Source organism: Streptomyces sp. NPDC023541 (assembly GCF_055559995.1).
The window spans coordinates 52,643-65,786 of record NZ_JBVHJO010000007.1 but is presented as its reverse complement, the minus strand read 5'-3'; the positions used below and the strand labels follow the sequence as shown (position 1 = coordinate 65,786).

The window sequence follows — 13,144 nt, the reverse complement described above, 5'->3', positions numbered from 1 at the left end:
ACAGCTCGGCCGAGCCGCGCTGTTTGCCTGGTCGCGCTGAGCTTCGCCACCGCTGCGGGCAGGTGCCGGCGCTCGTTCCTCAGCCGGCCCCTACCCTCCGCTACGGCTCAGCTCAGCCGCGCTGTTTGCCTGGTCGCGCTGAGCTTCGCCACCGCTGCGGGCAGGTGCCGGCGCTCGTTCCTCAGCCGGCCCCTACCCTCCGCTACGGCTCAGCTCAGCCGCTCGATCACCATCGCCATGCCCTGGCCGCCGCCCACGCACATCGTCTCCAGACCGAACTGCTTGTCGTGGAACTGCAGGCTGTTGATCAGCGTGCCGGTCAGGCGGGCGCCGGTCATCCCGAAGGGGTGACCCACGGCGATGGCCCCGCCGTTGACGTTCAGCTTGTCGAGGGGGATCTCCAGGTCCCGGTACGACGGGATGACCTGGGCCGCGAAGGCCTCGTTGATCTCGAACAGGTCGATGTCGCCGACCGTCAGGCCGGCCCGCTTCAGGGCCTGCTTCGACGCCTCGACCGGGCCGAGGCCCATGATCTCGGGGGAGAGCCCGGTGACACCGGTGGAGACGATCCGGGCCAGCGGGGTCAGGCCCAGCTCGCGGGCCTTGGTGTCGCTCATGATGACCAGCGCGGCGGCGCCGTCGTTCAGCGGACAGCAGTTGCCGGCCGTCACCAGGCCGTCGGGGCGGAAGACGGGCTTCAGGCCCTGCACACCCTCCAGGGTCACGCCGGCGCGCGGACCGTCGTCGGTGGAGACGACCGTGCCGTCCGGGGTGGTGACGGGGGTGATCTCTCGGGCCCAGAAGCCGTTCTTGATGGCCTCCTCGGCCAGGTTCTGGGAGCGGACGCCGAACTCGTCCATGTCCTGGCGGGTCACGCCCTTGAGGCGGGCCAGGTTCTCCGCGGTCTGGCCCATCGCGATGTACGCGTCGGGGATCAGGCCGTCCTCGCGCGGGTCGTGCCACGACGAGCCCTCGCTCTGGGCGACGGCCGCAGTGCGGGCCTCCGCGTCGCCGAAGAGCGGGTTGTGGGTGTCCGGCAGGCCGTCCGAGGACCCCTTCACCGAACGCGAGACCATCTCGACGCCCGCGGAGATGAAGACGTCACCCTCGCCCGCCTTGATGGCGTGCAGGGCCATGCGGGAGGTCTGCAGCGACGAGGAGCAGTACCGGGTGATCGTGGCGCCCGGCAGGAAGTCCATGCCCATCTGGACGGCCACGATGCGCGCGAGGTTGTGGCCCTGCTCGCCGCCCGGCAGACCACAGCCGAGCATCAGGTCGTCGATGTCGCGCGGGTCCAGCTCGGGGACCTTGGCCAGGGCGGCCTGGATGATCGTCGCGGTCAGGTCGTCCGGGCGGACGTCCTTGAGGGACCCCTTGAAGGCGCGCCCGATGGGAGAGCGGGCGGTGGAAACGATGACGGCTTCGGGCATCGGGACTCCAAGGGGTGCGTCGTTGCGGGACCGCATGCGAAGTTACCGCCCCGTACGGTCGAGGTCACCGGCCTGAGGGTGTGATGCCGGTCGCTCCCACGGGCCCCGGCCGGCAGGGGCCCGCACCCCAAGGGTGCGCCACACCGGCCGGGCCCGGGCCACACCCCCCCGGTCTCGCCGATCGGGCCGGGCCCACGGCCACCAGCCCTGATCCGGCCGATCGACCCGACACACCGCTGGGCCGTGTCGTCAAAGTGCCGCCCGGCCGGCCCCGCCCTTCGGGCGGCCGACGCTACTTTGACGACCCTCCCTAGGGAGCGAGCTCCGCCGCGTCCGGGGCCGCGGGCGCCGGGTCCTCGCCCGGCACCCGCCGCCGGCGGCGGTGCTTGAGCAGCACCCACGGGCCGCGGGCCGCCGTGACCTCCGTACCCGCCTGGCCCGCGGCGGCCGACGCGGCCTTCGCCACCGGCAGCATGTCCTCGTCCCGCGACACGTCGAGCCGGTCCGACTCCGGCCACAGCGCCAGCGCCGCGCACAGGGTCGGCAGCATGGCCATGGCCGCCGTCGCATACCCCTCCGCCGACGGGTGGTAGGAATCCGGGCCGAACATCTCACGCGGGTTCGCGGCGAACTCCGGGCCCAGCAGGTCCCCCATCGAGACCGTACGGGCACCCAGCGCGACCACTCCTATGGTCTGCGCGGCGGCCAGCTGCCGTGACACGCGGCGCGCGAGCCAGCGCAGCGGCTGGTACACCGGCTCGATCGTGCCCAGGTCCGGACAGGTCCCCACGACCACCTCGGAGCCCGCCATGCGCAGCCGGCGCACCGCCGACGTCAGCAGCCGGACCGACTGGGTCGGCGGCATCCGGCGCGTCACGTCGTTCGCGCCGATCATGATCACGCAGACGTCCGGCGGGGGCGCGTCCCGGTCCAGCAGTAGCCCCACCTGGCGGTCCAGGTCGTCCGACATCGCACCCGACAGGGCCACGTTGCGCAGCTCCACCGGCCGCTCCGCGACCGCCGCCAGCCCCGAGGCCAGCAGCGCGGCCGGAGTCTGCCGGGCGCGCCGCACACCGAGCCCGGCGGCCGTGGAATCACCCAGCATGCCCAGCCGCAGCGGGCCAGGGTTTTGCTCCGGGCCGCTGAACTCGCTCCCGTACAGCCCGTCCGCGCGCGGCGGGTCAGGCAGCCCGGAGCCCACCGTGCGCTTGGCGAACTGCACCTCCGCCAGTACCAGCCCGACCGCGGCGGCCCCGACGAGTCCGATTCCGCCACCGCCGTACGCCGCCCCCGCCGCGATACGGCGGGCTGTTCGCGCCCTGGACACCTTTCAGGCCACCTCCTCGGTCCTCATTGACCCCTACCTGCCCCGTACACACGGTCGGCCAATCCCTTTCGGCATACCCTGGCCGTGCCTCCCGGAGAACCCGTGGAGTCCCCTCCTTGGAGAACATGGTGCAATTCCACGACTCGATGATCAGCCTCGTCGGCAACACCCCGCTGGTGAAGCTCAACCGTGTGACCGAAGGCCTGCAGGCCACCGTCCTTGCGAAGGTCGAGTACTTCAATCCCGGCGGATCCGTGAAGGACCGGATCGCCGTACGGATGATCGAGGCCGCCGAGCAGAGCGGAGCCCTCAAGCCCGGTGGCACCATCGTGGAGCCGACCAGCGGCAACACGGGTGTAGGACTCGCCATCGTGGCCCAGCAGAAGGGCTACAAGTGCATCTTCGTCTGCCCTGACAAGGTGTCCATGGACAAGATCAACGTGCTGCGCGCGTACGGCGCGGACGTGGTCGTCTGCCCGACCGCCGTCGACCCCGAGCACCCGGACTCGTACTACAACGTGTCCGACCGCCTCGTGCGCGAGACCCCCGGTGCCTGGAAGCCCGACCAGTACAGCAACCCGAACAACCCCCGTTCGCACTACGAGACCACCGGTCCGGAGCTGTGGGAGCAGACGGACGGGAAGATCACCCACTTCGTCGCCGGCGTCGGCACGGGCGGCACGATCTCCGGCACCGGCAACTACCTGAAGGAGGTCAGCGGCGGGAAGGTCAAGGTCATCGGCGCCGACCCCGAGGGCTCGGTGTACTCCGGCGGCTCCGGCCGCCCGTACCTCGTCGAGGGCGTCGGCGAGGACTTCTGGCCGACCGCCTACGACCCCAACGTCACCGACGAGATCATCGCGGTGTCCGACAAGGACTCCTTCCAGATGACCCGCCGGCTGGCCAAGGAGGAGGGCCTCCTCGTCGGCGGTTCCTGCGGCATGGCCGTCGTGGCCGCGCTGAAGGCCGCCGAGGGCCTCGGCCCGGACGACGTCGTCGTCGTCCTGCTGCCGGACAGCGGCCGCGGCTACATGAGCAAGATCTTCAGCGACGAGTGGATGGCGGGACACGGCTTCCTGGAGGAGGCCGGGCCGGCCGCCCGCATCGGCGACGTGCTGGACGACAAGGAGGGCGGCATCCCCTCCCTCGTCCACATGCACCCCGAGGAGACCGTCGGCGAGGCCATCGAGGTCCTGCGCGAGTACGGCGTCTCCCAGATGCCGATCGTCAAGCCGGGCGCCGGCCACCCCGACGTGATGGCCGCCGAGGTCATCGGCTCGGTGGTGGAGAAGGAGCTGCTCGCGGCGCTGTTCGCGCAGCGCGCCTCGCTCTCCGACCCGCTGGAGAAGCACATGAGCTCGCCGCTGCCGCAGGTCGGCTCGGGCGAGCCGGTGTCCGAGCTGATGGCGGTGCTCGGCGAGGCCGACGCGGCGATCGTGCTGGTCGAGGGCAAGCCCACCGGTGTGGTGAGCCGGCAGGACCTCCTCGCCTTCCTGGCGAAGACCGCGAAGTAACCGGCGTTTTCCGGCCGTCGCGCAAACGGTACGGGCCGGACACGTGACAGCAGCACGGCCTTAACACGGCTCCGGCACAGTGGTGGTCGTCGGCAGGGAAACCGGGAGACCGGACCCGGCCGGCACCACCGACGGTGTTCGCGCACGTCCGGAGCGGCTCCCGGACACGCGGACACCACGGACGCGGACGGCCCTGACCCGGCCGTGTCCTCCGCGGGGACCGCCGTCGTCCCGCCCCTCGCCCGCCGAGGGTGCGGCGGTCCCCGCGCCAGAATTCCGGGGCTCGGTTCGCCTCAGAGCCGGCCGGTCGATCCAGCCCCGCCGGCGTTCGAGCCGCGGGGCAGCGGTCGGGCGGCGGCAGTCAGTCGAGGGGATCCGGCCGGGTGCGCCGCAGGCGAGCGGCGTGGACGAAGTTCACCCCCAGCACGCCCACCCAGGCCACCACCAGCCCCTTGAAGCCCGTCTGCGCGGCGCCGACGGCCGAGAGCGGCACCGCCAGGACCAGGGTGATGACCGCGAAGCCGAAGCGTTCGCCGAAGTTCCCCTCCGGCGGTCCGGCGGCCGCGTACGGGCTCTCGCCGCGGGCATGGGCCAGCCGTTCCTCGGCGAGTCTGCGCCGCAGCTGGGTGTCGACCTTCTCGACGAACGAGTCCACCAGCGCGGCCTCGTACTCCGGGCCCAGCTCGCGCCGGGCCTTCAGCGTCGCGTCGAGTTCCTTCTTGAGATCTTGGGCGTGGGCGTCCATGCCCTCACCGTAGGAAGCGCCGCAGGCCCCGGCACTGGGGCTGGCCCCCCTATCCGCATCGCGGGCACCGGCTTGCCCCGCTGCATAACCGCATGCAGAGTGCTCCGTGACTGAATAGACCACCGGGACGGAGGGGGACGGCATGAGCGACAGCCCGGCGGCGCGGCTCCAGGCGCTGTTCGAGGGGCACCGGCTGACGCCGACCCAGCGGCGGATCGCGCACTGCATGGTGCGCGGGGCGGCACAGGTGCCTTTCCTGTCGAGCGTCGAGCTCGCCGACCTGGCCGGGGTGAGCCAGCCGTCGGTGACCCGGTTCGCCGTGGCGCTCGGCTTCGACGGCTATCCGGCACTGCGCAGGCACCTGCGCGAGGTGGCTCCGGCCGAGCGGGCCGCCGCCGTGCAGGAGGACTCGTACAACGAGTACCAGCAGGCGGTGCTCGGCGAGATCGAGAATCTGCGGCAGCTGGCCGAGATGCTCGCCGACCCCGCGCCGGTCGAGGAGGCGGGGCGGCTGCTCGCCGCCTCGACCCCGCTGCCCGTGCTCGGGCTGCGGGCGGCGTCCTCGCAGGCGCGCGGCTTCGCGTACTTCGCGGCCAAGGTGCACCCGGACGTACGGCTCCTCGACGAGGGCGGCTCGATGATGGAGGACCGCATCGACGCGGCCCTCTACGAGGGCGCCACCGCGCTGCTGTGCTTCGCGCTGCCCCGGCACCCCCGGGAGGTCGTCGACACCCTGGAACGTGCGCGGAAGGCCGGCCTGACCGTGGTGACGGTCGCGGACTCGGCCTTCGCCCCGGTGGCCCGCCACTCCGACCTCCTGATCCCCGCCCCGGTCGGCACCGGGCTGGCCTTCGACACGGCGTGCGCGCCGATGCTGCTGGGCCGGGTGCTGCTGGAGGCGATGGCGGACGCGCTGCCGGACGCCCAGGCCCGCCTGGAGGCCTTCGACACCCGCGCCGCGGCCCGCGGCCTGTTCGTGGAGTGAGCCCCGCCGCCGGCTGAGCCCCCGCGACGACGCCGAGCCCCCGCTACAGCAGGGCGTCGCCCAGGGTGCCGCCCGCCTCCGCCACGATGTCGGCGAGGGTCTGCGCGGGCCTGGCGAGGCTGAAGCGGACCCCGCCCCGCGGGGTCACCGTGAAGCCGTGGACCGCCGGGCGGGGCAGGCTGTTGTAGCCGTAGTGGGCCGTGAAGAAGTACGCGCCGGTGTCCGGTACGCCGATCAGGTCGCCGGGGGATAGCAGCGGCAGCTCGCGGGCCGCGGCGAGCAGGTCCCCCGCGAAGCAGGCCGGGCCCGCGACGTCCTGGGCCACCGGGGCGCCGGCCTTCGGGGCGCCCTTCGCGTCGTACGGCAGGATCCGCACCGGCCAGGCGGCCGGCGCGTAGGCGGTGCGGGTCGCCAGCTGGACGCCGGCGTGCGTGAGCGCGATCGGCCGGGAGCCGCTGCTCTTGGTGTACTCGACCCGGGCCAGCACGAGCCCGTGCTTGGCCAGCAGGGACCGGCCGAATTCGGTGACCAGGCCGTACGAGCCGTCGAAGAGCGCCGGGACGGCCCCGCGCAGGGCGCGGACGTACTGGGCGTACGTCGGGGTCGCCTCGTCCGAGGCGAAGTTGACCGGCAGGCCGCCGCCGATGTCGAGGGTGTCGATCCGGCGGTGCCCGGCCGCCGCGTTGATCTCCTCGGCCAGGGCGTGCAGCTCCCGTACGCCCTGCGCGATCAGCTCCAGGGGGACGCCCTGCGAGCCCGAGTGGATGTGCAGGCGGGTCAGCCACGGCCGGTCCAGGCAGGCCCGTACGAGCCATTCGCGCGCCCCGGGGTCGCGCAGGGCGACGCCGAACTTCGAGGTGGACGTCGCCGTGGACAGCGCGTCGATGGCGCCCGCGCCCGTCTGCGGGTTGATCCGGACGCCGATCGGGGACGCGGTCGGCGCCCCGGCGACGAGTCGGTCGAGGCGTTCCAGCTCCTGCCGGTTGTCGGCGTTGACGGCGATCCCCAGCGCCAGCGCCTCGCGCAGCTCGGCCGTCGTCTTGGCGGGGGAGTCCAGGACCGTCAGGGCCGCGGGCACCCCCGCCGCCCGGGCCAGTGCCAGCTCGCCCGGGCTGGCCACCTCGCAGCCGAGCCCGGCCGCGGCGAGCAGCCGCAGCACCGGGACCAGCGGGGCGGCCTTCACGGCGAAGGCGTGCAGGACGGGCGTGCCGGGTGCCAGGGCGTCCGCGAAGGCGGCCGTCAGGGCGGCCGCGGAGGCCCGGATCCCGTCGGTGTCCAGCAGGCAGACCAGGGGCTCCGCGGAGTCCGTCCCGCCGACCAGTCCCTGTTCGACGGCGGCCCGTACGACCAGATCCCGGCGCTCGGCGGCGCCCTCGCCCTCCGTGTCTGCGGCCATGTCCGCCATCCCATCACCCGACGGGGCCGCCCGCAGCTGTTGACTGAACCTATTCAGGACGAGAGGATGTGAATGGAAACATCAACATCGGAGGAGGCACCCCGCCATGTCAGGACCCCGCCCCGTACGCGCCGCGCGCGGCACCGAGCTCAGCGCCCTGGGATGGCAGCAGGAGGCCGCGCTGCGGATGCTCCAGAACAACCTCGACCCCGAGGTGGCCGAGCACCCCGACAAGCTCGTCGTCTACGGCGGCACCGGCAAGGCCGCCCGTGACTGGCGCTCGTACGACGCCATGGTCCGCACCCTGCAGACGCTCAAGCAGGACGAGACCATGCTGGTCCAGTCCGGCCGCCCGGTCGGCGTCATGCAGACCCACGAGTGGGCCCCGCGCGTGCTGCTCGCCAACTCCAACCTGGTCGGCGACTGGGCCAACTGGGAGGAGTTCCGCCGCCTGGAGCACCTCGGCCTGACCATGTACGGCCAGATGACCGCCGGTTCGTGGATCTACATCGGCACGCAGGGCATCCTCCAGGGCACCTACGAGACCTTCGCGGCCGTCGCGGCCAAGAAGTTCGGCGGCACCCTCGCCGGCACGATCACCCTCACCGCCGGCCTCGGCGGCATGGGCGGCGCCCAGCCGCTGGCCGTCACCATGAACGACGGCGTCGCGATCTGCATCGACGTCGACCCGCGCGCCATCGACCGCCGCATCGAGCACCGCTACCTCGACGTCAAGGCCGACAGCCTGCGCCACGCCCTCCAGCTGGCCGTCGAGGCCCGTGACGCCCGCAAGCCGCTCTCCATCGGCCTCCTCGGCAATGCCGCCGAGCTGCTCCCGCAGATGCTCGCCGAGGGCGCCCCGATCGACATCGTGACGGACCAGACTTCAGCGCACGACCCGCTGGCGTACCTGCCCGTCGGTGTCGACTTCGACGACATGGCCTCCTACGCCGCCAAGGACCCGGCCGGCTTCACCACCCGGGCCCGCGAGTCCATGGCCAAGCACGTCGAGGCCATGGTCGGCTTCATGGACGCCGGCGCCGAGGTCTTCGACTACGGCAACTCCATCCGCGGCGAGGCCCAGCTGGCCGGCTACGACCGGGCCTTCGCCTTCCCCGGCTTCGTGCCGGCCTACATCCGCCCGCTCTTCTGCGAGGGCAAGGGCCCCTTCCGCTGGGCCGCCCTGTCCGGCGAGGCCTCGGACATCCACAAGACCGACAAGGCGATGCTCGAACTCTTCCCGGAGAACGAGTCCCTGCACCGCTGGATCAAGATGGCCGGCGAGCGCGTCCACTTCCAGGGCCTGCCCGCGCGCATCTGCTGGCTCGGCTACGGCGAGCGCGACAAGGCCGGCGAGCGCTTCAACGAGATGGTGGCCGACGGCACCCTCGCCGCGCCGCTGGTCATCGGCCGCGACCACCTCGACTGCGGCTCGGTGGCTTCCCCGTACCGCGAGACCGAGGCCATGCTCGACGGCTCCGACGCCATCGCCGACTGGCCGCTGCTCAACGCCATGGTCAACGTCGCCTCCGGCGCATCCTGGGTCTCCATCCACCACGGCGGCGGCGTCGGCATGGGCCGCTCCATCCACGCGGGCCAGGTCACCGTCGCCGACGGCACCCCGCTGGCCGGCGAGAAGATCCGCCGCGTCCTCACCAACGACCCGGGCATGGGCGTCATCCGCCACGTCGACGCCGGCTACGACATCGCCGAGACCGTCGCCGACGAGCGCGGCGTCCGCGTCCCGATGCGCGAGGGCGACGACGCGTGAGCGGGGCCCGGTTCACGCCCGCGGCCGGTTCGGCCGCGGGCCCCGGCGGGACGCCGTCGTTCCACGAGATGTGGGCCGAGCTGGCGCCCGTCGGCCGCAACGCCGACACCGGCGGCTACCGCCGCTACGCCTGGAGCGGGGCCGACGCGGACTGCCGGACGTGGTTCCAGGAGCAGGCCGAGGCGCGCGGGCTCACGTACGAGACCGACCGCAACGGCAACCAGTGGGCCTGGCTCGGCGACCCCCTCGCCGGGGACGCCGTGGTCACCGGCTCACACCTGGACTCCGTCCCCGACGGCGGCGCCTTCGACGGCCCGCTCGGCGTGGTGTCCTCCTTCGCGGCCCTGGACGAGCTGCGCAGGAGGGGCGCGCAGTTCTCCAGGCCGCTGGCCATCACCAACTTCGGTGACGAGGAAGGCGCCCGCTTCGGGCTCGCCTGCGTCGGCTCCCGGCTCACCGCCGGCCGGCTGACGAAGGAGAAGGCCCACGAGCTGCGCGACGCCGACGGCGTCTCCCTGCCGCAGGCCATGGAGGCCGCCGGCTACGACCCCGAGGCCATCGGGGCCGACCCCGAACGCCTGGGCCGCATCGGCGCCTTCGTCGAGCTGCACGTGGAACAGGGCCGGGCCCTGGACCTGTCCGGGGACCGGGTCGGCATCGCCTCCGCGATCTGGCCCCACGGACGCTGGCGGTTCGACTTCCGCGGCGAGGCCAACCACGCCGGCACCACCCGGCTGGTCGACCGGCGCGACCCGATGCTCACCTACGCGGCGACCGTGCTCGCGGCCCGCAGCGAGGCGGCCCTCGCCGGTGCCGTCGCCACCTTCGGGAAGATCTCCGTCGAGCCCAACGGCGTCAACGCCATCCCCTCGCTCGTGCGCGGCTGGCTCGACTCCCGGGCCGCCGACCAGGCCACCCTCGACACGGTCGTCACCGCCATCGAGAAGGCCGCCCGAGAGCGCGCCGACCAGGACGGCATCGACCTCGGCATCGTCCGTGAGTCCTTCACCCCGGTCGTGGAGTTCGAGCACGCCCTGCGCGACGAGATGAACCGGATCCTGGGCGGTTCGGTCCCCGTCCTAGGAACCGGGGCGGGACACGACGCCGGAATCCTCTCCGCCGCCGTCCCGACCGCGATGCTGTTCGTACGGAACCCGACCGGCGTCTCCCACTCCCCTCGGGAGTTCGCCGCCGAGGACGACTGCGTGGCCGGCGTCCTCGCCCTCGCCGACGTACTGGAAGGCCTGGCATGTCGCTGACGACGTACTGGCTGGAGCACGCCTGGCTCGGCACCCATGTCGAGCCGGGCGTCGCCCTCGACGTCACCGAAGACGGGCGGATCGCCGCCCTGCGCACCGGCGCCGACACCCCGCCGCCCGGCGCGGAGGTCCTGCGCGGCCTGACCCTGCCGGGCCTGGCCAACGCGCACAGCCACGCCTTCCACCGGGCGCTGCGCGGGGCCGTCCAGGTCGGCTCCGGCACCTTCTGGACCTGGCGCGAGCTCATGTACCGGGCCGCCCAGAACCTCACCCCCGACAACTACTTCGCGCTCGCCCGCGCGGTGTACGCCGAGATGGCCCTGGCGGGCATCACGAACGTCGGCGAGTTCCACTACGTCCACCACGCGCCCGGCGGCACCCCGTACGCCGACCCCAACGCCATGGGCGAGGCCCTGATCGAGGCGGCCGCCGCGGCCGGGATCCGGATCACCCTCCTGGACACCGCCTACCTCTCGTCCGGCTTCGGCGAGGCGCCCAACGCCCACCAGCAGCGCTTCTCGGACGGCAGCGCCGACGCCTGGGCCGAACGCGTCAGCGCGCTCAAGCCCCGCGAGCACGCCCTGATCGGCGCCGCCGTGCACTCGGTGCGGGCCGTGCCCGCGGACCAGCTGGCCACCGTCGCCCGCTGGGCCGAGGAGCGCCGGGCGCCCCTGCACGTGCACCTGTCCGAGCAGACCGCGGAGAACGACGCCTGCCAGGCCGCCCACGGCCGCACCCCGACGCAGCTGCTGGCCGACCACGGGGTGCTCGGCCCGCGCACCACCGGCGTCCACAACACGCACCTCACGGACTCCGACATCGCCCTGCTCGGCGGCACCGGCACCGGCACCTGCATGTGCCCCACCACCGAGCGCGACCTCGCCGACGGCATCGGCCCGGCCACCCGGCTCCAGCAGGCGGGCAGCCCGCTGTCGCTGGGCAGCGACAGCCACGCCGTCATCGACCTGCTCGAAGAGGCGCGCGCGATGGAACTGAACGAGCGGCTGCGCAGCCGTACGCGGGGCCACTGGACGGCGAACGCGCTGCTCACCGCCGCCACCGGTGACGGGCATACGGCGCTCGGCCTGGTCGACGCGGGCCGCCTGGAGGCCGGCGCGCTCGCGGACTTCACCACCGTCGCCCTGGACTCCGTCCGCACGGCCGGCCCCCTGCCGCGGCTCGGCGCCGAAACGGCCGTCTTCGCCGCCACCGCCGCGGACGTCCGCCACACGGTGGTCGCCGGCCGGCACATCGTCCGCGACGGCCACCACACCCTGGTCGCCGACGTCCCGTCCGCCCTGTCCGAGTCCATCGCGGCCCTGCGCGCCTGACCGTGCCGCCTGCGGCTGCCCTTCCCCCATCCCGCCCCTTCCCGAAACCGGGCTCTGCGCGGGGTCTGGGGCGGAGCCCCAGGAAACCGAGAGGAACCATGACCACCACGGCCATCACCAACATCGGCAGCCTGGTCACCAACGACCCGGCCCTCGGCGACGGCTCGCCGCTCGGCCTGATCGAGAACGCGGCCGTCGTCATCGACGGCGGCGAGATCGCCTGGGTCGGCCCCGCCGACAAGGCTCCGGCCGCCGACGAGAGCTTCGATGCGCAGGGCCGGGCCTTGATCCCCGGCTTCGTCGACTCGCACTCGCACCTCGTCTTCGCCGGCGACCGCACCCAGGAGTTCAACGCCAGGATGTCCGGCCGCGCCTACTCCGCCGGCGGCATCCGCACCACCGTGGCCGCCACCCGCGCCGCCTCCGACGCCCAGCTGGAGGCGAACCTCGTCCGCCACCTCGACGAGGCCCGCCGCCAGGGCACCACCACCTTCGAGACCAAGTCCGGCTACGGCCTCACCGTCGCCGACGAGGCCCGCGCCCTGCGCATCGCCGCCGCGCACACCGACGAGGTCACCTACCTCGGCGCGCACATCGTCTCCCCGGACTACGCCGAGGACCCGGCCGGCTACGTCGCCCTCGTCACCGGCGAGATGCTGAGCGCCTGCGCCCCGTACGCCCGCTGGGTCGACGTCTTCTGCGAGAAGGGCGCCTTCGACGGCGACCAGGCCCGCGCGATCCTCACCGCCGGCGCCGCGGCCGGGCTGATCCCGCGCGTCCACGCCAACCAGCTCTCCTACGGCCCCGGCGTCCAGCTCGCCGTCGAGCTGGAGGCCGCCTCCGCCGACCACTGCACCCACCTCACCGACGCCGACGTCGACGCCCTCGCCCAGGCGGCGGACACCACGGCCGCCACCCTGCTGCCCGGCGCCGAGTTCTCCACCCGCGCCCAGTGGCCCGACGCCCGGCGCCTGATCGACGCGGGCGCGACCGTCGCGCTGTCCACCGACTGCAATCCGGGCTCCTCCTACACGAGTTCCATGCCGTTCTGCATCGCGCTGGCCGTCCGCGACATGCGGATGACCCCCGACGAGGCCCTCTGGTCGGCCACGGCCGGCGGCGCCCGCGCCCTGCGCCGCACGGACATCGGCACCGTGACTCCGGGAGCCCGCGCCGACCTGGCCCTGCTGGACGCCCCCAGCCACGTCCACCTGGCCTACCGGCCGGGCGTACCGCTCGTCTCCGCGGTGTGGAGCAAGGGCGTCCGCGCCTACTGACGAACGGTCAATTCGGGCCTGTCCTTTGTCTTCCCTCCGTAAGGCCCCGGGCGTACCTTGAGCCACCGATCTGATGTGTCGTCAGCTAGTTGTGGCCGAGGGGAAGACG

Annotated in this window: 10 protein-coding genes; 6 read left to right on the top strand and 4 right to left on the bottom strand. The window is 73.2% G+C overall.

All coding sequences use genetic code 11. The features are described 5' to 3' along the window. Positions 1–209: 209 nt before the first annotated feature. Together ACZ3X1_RS18860 and ACZ3X1_RS18855 are read right to left on the bottom strand one after the other, a co-directional pair. Positions 210–1,430, bottom strand: coding sequence for an acetyl-CoA C-acetyltransferase (locus ACZ3X1_RS18860; RefSeq protein WP_356813457.1), 1,221 nt, complete (start codon positions 1,428–1,430; stop codon positions 210–212). A gap of 310 nt (positions 1,431–1,740) precedes the next feature. Further along, complete coding sequence (locus tag ACZ3X1_RS18855) at positions 1,741–2,757, bottom strand: SGNH/GDSL hydrolase family protein (RefSeq protein ID WP_390076513.1); 1,017 nt, start codon at positions 2,755–2,757, stop codon at positions 1,741–1,743. A 128-nt stretch (positions 2,758–2,885) separates the two neighbouring features. On the opposite strand from ACZ3X1_RS18855, the gene ACZ3X1_RS18850 reads away from it, so the two are divergent. Beyond that, positions 2,886–4,271, top strand: a complete 1,386-nt coding sequence (locus tag ACZ3X1_RS18850) for a cystathionine beta-synthase (protein WP_356812536.1) — start codon at positions 2,886–2,888, stop codon at positions 4,269–4,271. A gap of 361 nt (positions 4,272–4,632) precedes the next feature. Here the strand turns inward: ACZ3X1_RS18850 and ACZ3X1_RS18845 are convergent, their stop codons facing one another. Next, positions 4,633–5,016, bottom strand: coding sequence for a hypothetical protein (locus ACZ3X1_RS18845; RefSeq protein ID WP_390076514.1), 384 nt, complete (start codon positions 5,014–5,016; stop codon positions 4,633–4,635). 142 nt (positions 5,017–5,158) lie between these two features. Between ACZ3X1_RS18845 and ACZ3X1_RS18840 the strand changes: the two genes are divergently transcribed. Next, positions 5,159–6,001, top strand: a complete 843-nt coding sequence (locus ACZ3X1_RS18840; protein ID WP_356812492.1) for a MurR/RpiR family transcriptional regulator — start codon at positions 5,159–5,161, stop codon at positions 5,999–6,001. 43 nt (positions 6,002–6,044) lie between these two features. Here ACZ3X1_RS18840 and ACZ3X1_RS18835 read toward each other — a convergent pair whose 3' ends face one another. After that, on the bottom strand, positions 6,045–7,397 hold the full coding sequence (locus tag ACZ3X1_RS18835) for a type III PLP-dependent enzyme domain-containing protein (protein ID WP_356812493.1): 1,353 nt from the start codon (positions 7,395–7,397) through the stop codon (positions 6,045–6,047). 106 nt (positions 7,398–7,503) lie between these two features. Between ACZ3X1_RS18835 and hutU the strand changes: the two genes are divergently transcribed. The 4 genes from hutU to hutI all read left to right on the top strand — a co-directional run bounded on the left by hutU (position 7,504) and on the right by hutI (position 13,035). Next, positions 7,504–9,168 carry a urocanate hydratase gene (gene hutU / locus ACZ3X1_RS18830; RefSeq protein WP_467280341.1) on the top strand — a complete coding sequence of 555 codons (1,665 nt, stop codon included), beginning with the start codon at positions 7,504–7,506 and terminating at the stop codon, positions 9,166–9,168. 68 nt (positions 9,169–9,236) lie between these two features. Then, positions 9,237–10,427 carry an allantoate amidohydrolase gene (locus ACZ3X1_RS18825; RefSeq protein WP_356812537.1) on the top strand — a complete coding sequence of 397 codons (1,191 nt, stop codon included), beginning with the start codon at positions 9,237–9,239 and terminating at the stop codon, positions 10,425–10,427. Then, the gene (locus ACZ3X1_RS18820) at positions 10,418–11,758 is read left to right on the top strand and encodes a formimidoylglutamate deiminase (RefSeq protein WP_356812496.1); all 1,341 of its coding nucleotides are present in this window, start codon (positions 10,418–10,420) and stop codon (positions 11,756–11,758) included. Before ACZ3X1_RS18825 ends, ACZ3X1_RS18820 begins: the two co-directional genes overlap by 10 nt. 98 nt (positions 11,759–11,856) lie before the next feature. Further along, positions 11,857–13,035: an imidazolonepropionase gene (gene hutI / locus ACZ3X1_RS18815; protein ID WP_467280340.1), complete on the top strand. Its 1,179-nt coding sequence runs from the start codon at positions 11,857–11,859 to the stop codon at positions 13,033–13,035. Positions 13,036–13,144: the final 109 nt, after the last annotated feature.